The organism is Actinomadura sp. KC216 (genome assembly GCF_004348535.1).
Classification (GTDB): Bacteria; Actinomycetota; Actinomycetes; order Streptosporangiales; family Streptosporangiaceae; genus Spirillospora.
On record NZ_SMJX01000498.1, the window covers coordinates 1 to 4204 of the forward strand.

A 4204-nucleotide genomic window follows, 5' to 3' on the forward strand; every position below is an offset into this window, starting at 1 on the left:
CCGGTCACCGGTCCCGGCGCGGCCTGCCTGTCGGCCATTTGCGGGCGCGTCGTCGTCCTGACCACCGGCCCTGGGGTGGCCTGTGCGTCCCCTGCCTGGCCGTGCGCTGGCGTCCCGGTCACTGATCCGGGCGCGGCCTGCCTGTCGGCCGTCTGCCGGCGCGTCGTCGTCCTGACCATCGGCCCGGGGGTGGCCTGTGCGTTCCCCGGCTGGCCGTGCGCTGGCGCCCCGGTCACTGATCCGGGCGCGGCCTGCCTGTCGGCCGTCTGCCGGCGCGTCGTCGTCCTGACCATCGGCCCGGGGGTGGCCTGTGCGTCCCCTGCCTGGCCGTGCGCTGGCGCCCCGGTCACTGATCCGGGCGCGGCCTGCCTGTCGGCCGTCTGCCGGCGCGTCGTCGTGCTGACCCTTGGTTCGGGGGCGGCCTGTTTGTTCTTCGCCGTCCTGAATGCCTGCTCGGGAGTTGTCTGCTCGGGTGCCGGGTCCGGGAGCGGCTGTTCGGTGGGCGTGGTCTGGTCGGGGGGTTCTAGGGCGGTGGTCATTGTGAGCCGGCCAGGGCTGAGGCGCGGTAGCGGCCGCTGGGGAGTCGGTCAGTTATCAGGCGGTGGAGGGCGGCTGCGGCCTCCTCCGGCGGGGGAGCGGAATCGGCGTCCTCGCCTGCGGCGCGGAGCATGTCGGTGTTCATCTCGCCTGGGTCCGCCCACCAGACGGATACGTCCGGCTCCTCGGCGGCGAGGACGTTTGAGAGCTGCTCGAGCGCCGCCTTGGACGACCCGTAGCCGCCCCACGTCTCGTAGTTCTCCAGCGCCGCGTCCGACGTGATGTTGAGGATCGCCCCGCGCCGCTCCCGCAGGCTCGGTAGGACGTCCTGGATCAATGCCAGTGGTGCGAGGACGTTCGTTGCGAAGGTGTCCGCAAGGTCGGTGACGGGCAGCGCGGCGAGCCGGTACATCGGGGTCGGGCCGAGCGTGCTCGCGTTGTTCACGAGCAGGTCGAGGCCGCCGCTCGCGGCTCGGACGAGGTCGGCGCGGTGCGCCGGGTCGGTGACGTCCCCCGCGATGGCCGTGGCGCCGCCCGCGGTGCCCGCGTGGTCGCCGGGGGTTCCCGCGTTGCCGCCGTTGGCTGCGTCGACGGTGTTGTGGGGCGCGTTGCCGCTGGCTGCGGCGTTGATGTCGACTGCCGATGCGGCCAGGGCGGTCGCGTCGCGGGCGTTGATGATGACGTGCCAGCCGTCCCGGACGAGCTCGCGGGCGAGGGCCCGGCCGAGGCCCCGGGAGGCTCCGGTGATCAGTGCTGTCTTCATGCCTCCGACGCTAGAAATCGGCGCCGCTCGCGGCATCGGCCGTCGGGACGCTGGACGGTGGTCAGATGGTCCTAGGACCGCCGTCCCGGACCCGACGACGGGACCGCCGGTGGCGTCGTCCCCAGGGCTGATTCGCGAAGTCCCGCTCAGCGAGTACGGTCTTCACATGTGAGCGCCGCCAGGCGCTCGGGCCAGCGGAGACGAGAGGCCGGGATGGACACCGACGGCGGAAGCGGCGGCCAGGGTGCGACCCTGCGCGCCGTGAGCTCCGCGGTGCTCGCCGTGACCCGGCACCTGTCCGTGCACGAGGTTCTGCAGGTGATCGTCCGGGCGGCGGCACAGCTGCTGGACGCCCAGTACGCGGCCCTAGGCGTACCGGACGACGCGGGCTCGTTCGCCGAGTTCGTCGTCGAGGGTGTTTCCGAGGAGCAGTGGGAGCGCATCGGCCCGCTGCCGCGCCAGCACGGCATGCTCGCCGCGATGCTGCACGGCGACACGCCCAAGCGGCTCGCCGACATCCGCAGGGAACCGGAGTTCGAGGGCTGGCCGCAGGCGCACCCCGTCCTGAAGGACTTCCTTGGCGTGCCGATCCGGGACGGCGAGGACGTCATCGGCATCATCTTCCTGGCCAACAAGAGGCGTCCCGGCGGCTTCACCGAGGACGACGAAGAGCTCCTCACCCTGTTCGCCGCGCACGCCGCGATCGCCGTCACGAACGCCCGCCTCTACGAGCACAACCGCGAGCTGACCGTCGTCGCCGAACGCAACCGCATGGCCCGCGAGCTGCACGACGCCGTCGCGCAGAAGCTGTTCTCGCTGCGGCTCACCGCGCGCACGGCGTCCGCGCTGGCCGCGCGCGACCCGGTCCGGACCGTCCAGGAACTGGAGCAGGTCGAGCGGCTCGCCGCCGAGGCCCTCGCCGAACTCCGCGCCGTGATCTTCGAGCTGCGCCCGGCGGACCTCACCGACGGCCTGGTCTCCTCGCTGCGCAAGCACGTCGAGGTCCTCGACCGGGCGCACGAGACCACCGTACGCATCGCCGCCGACGAGGCCGTCGTCCTGCCTGAAGATCAGGAGGCCGTCGCGTTCCGCATCACGCAGGAGGCGCTCTACAACGCGCTGCGCCACGCGGGTGCGCAGACCGTCGAAGTGCGGCTCGGCACGCGGGACGGGCAGGCCGTGCTGGAAGTCGCCGACGACGGGTCCGGATTCGACACGTCCGCCGCAGCCGCCGAGCAGCAGAACGGGCTCGGCCTCGCCTCCATGCGCGACCGCGCCTACTCGATCGGCGGCGAGCTCACGATCGACGCCGCGCCCGGGCAGGGCACGACCGTCCGCCTGGAGGTGCCGCTGTGACGGGCAATGGGCGCAAGCCGATCAGGGTCCTGATCGCTGACGACCATCCGGTCGTCCGGCAGGGGCTGCGCACCTTCCTCGGCATCCAGGACGACATCGAGGTCGTCGGCGAGGCGGAGGACGGCACGTCGGCCGTGACACTGGCCGAATCCCTTGAGCCCGATATCGTGCTCATGGACCTCAAGATGCCGGGCGCCGACGGCCTGACAGCGCTGACGGAACTGAAGGCTCGCGGGGTGGCTTCACGGGTCCTGGTCCTGACCAGCGTCACCGAACGCGGGCATGTGTTGCCGGCCGTTCAGGCGGGCGCAGCCGGGTACCTGTACAAGGACGTCGACCCGCAGGCGCTCGTCCAGGCGATCAGGGCGGTCCACGACGGGCACGTGCTGTTCGCGCCCGACGCGGCCGAGGCGATGCTGGCGGACGGGCCGGACGCGCAGGACGACCGCGGCCTGGCCGCGCTGACCGAACGTGAACGGGAGGTGCTCGTGCACATCGCGCGGGGCAGATCCAACCGGGAGATCGCCCGCGCGCTCGTGGTGTCCGAGAAGACGGTCAAGACACACGTCAGTAATCTGCTCATGAAACTGGGAGTCCAGGATCGGACGCAGGCGGCGCTCTACGCCGTTCGGCACGGTGTCGGCACGTCCGGCGCCGATGGCGAGGCAGCCGCCCGCGACTGATACAACTCCTCTGACCGGATCGTCATCGAAATTGGTATGAACGTAGCTATCAGATACGCAGCAGGCAGCGACATCGGCTGCAACCGAGAGAACAATGAAGACTCGGGCTACGCCGGTGCGCGGCTGATCGCGGTCGCGGACGGCATGGGCGGCTACGCGGGCGGCGAGGTCGCGAGCTCGACCGTCATCGGGTCCCTGCGCTCGCTCGACACCGACGCCCCGCAGGACGATCTCGTCGAGATCCTCGGCCGCGCCGTGGCGGAGGCCAACGAGAAGCTGCGCATCGTCCGGGAGGAACGCCCCGACCTGAGCCGCATGGGCACGACGCTCACCGCCATGCTGTGGTCGGGCGAGTCCGTCGCGCTCGCGCACGTCGGCGACTCGCGCGGCTACCTCCTGCGCGACGGCGAGCTGTTCCAGATGACGCAGGACCACACCATGGACGAGCTCCTCAAGGCGGAGGCCGAGCAGGCCGGTCAGACGGCCGATCCTGCCGAGACGTCCCGGCTGTCGCACGTCCTGTACCGGGTCCTGGACGGACGCGAGGACCGCGAACCCGACCTACGCCTCCGCGAGGCCCGGCTCGGCGACCGCTACCTCCTCTGCTCGGACGGCCTGAGCGGTCCCGTCGACGCGCAACGCATCTACGAGATCCTCTCCGCCGAGGCCGACCCGCAACGCGCCGTCGACCGGCTGATCGAACTGGCCCGCGAGAACGGCGGCCCCGACAACATCACCGCCGTCGTCGCCGACGTCATCGAGTCCGACCACATCACCACCACCGACCCCCCCATGGTCGTAGGCGCCGCCGCCCAGTCCTGACCGACCACCCACCCCGACCCCGCCGGCCGCACACCCTTGTCAC

5 protein-coding genes are annotated in these 4204 nt (G+C 71.6%); 3 read left to right on the top strand and 2 right to left on the bottom strand.

The window, feature by feature from the left end; all coding sequences use genetic code 11:
- Both E1264_RS44945 and E1264_RS40860 read right to left on the bottom strand, forming a co-directional pair.
- Nucleotides 1–539 (bottom strand): hypothetical protein (locus E1264_RS44945; protein ID WP_207936904.1); only part of this gene is annotated, 539 nt, incomplete at its 3' end.
- On the bottom strand, nt 536–1300 hold the full coding sequence (locus E1264_RS40860) for an SDR family oxidoreductase (RefSeq protein ID WP_132182669.1): 765 nt from the start codon (nt 1298–1300) through the stop codon (nt 536–538). The genes E1264_RS40860 and E1264_RS44945, both read right to left, overlap by 4 nt.
- A 213-nt stretch (nt 1301–1513) precedes the next feature.
- On the opposite strand from E1264_RS40860, the gene E1264_RS40865 reads away from it, so the two are divergent.
- The 3 genes from E1264_RS40865 to E1264_RS40875 are packed head-to-tail and all read left to right on the top strand — an operon-like array spanning nt 1514 to nt 4161.
- Nucleotides 1514–2656: a GAF domain-containing sensor histidine kinase gene (locus E1264_RS40865; protein ID WP_132182671.1), complete on the top strand. Its 1143-nt coding sequence runs from the start codon at nt 1514–1516 to the stop codon at nt 2654–2656.
- Nucleotides 2653–3339, top strand: a complete 687-nt coding sequence (locus E1264_RS40870; protein WP_132182673.1) for a response regulator transcription factor — start codon at nt 2653–2655, stop codon at nt 3337–3339. Before E1264_RS40865 ends, E1264_RS40870 begins: the two co-directional genes overlap by 4 nt.
- A gap of 36 nt (nt 3340–3375) precedes the next feature.
- Nucleotides 3376–4161, top strand: coding sequence for a protein phosphatase 2C domain-containing protein (locus E1264_RS40875; RefSeq protein WP_132182675.1), 786 nt, complete (start codon nt 3376–3378; stop codon nt 4159–4161).
- The last annotated feature ends 43 nt before the right edge of the window (nt 4162–4204 follow it).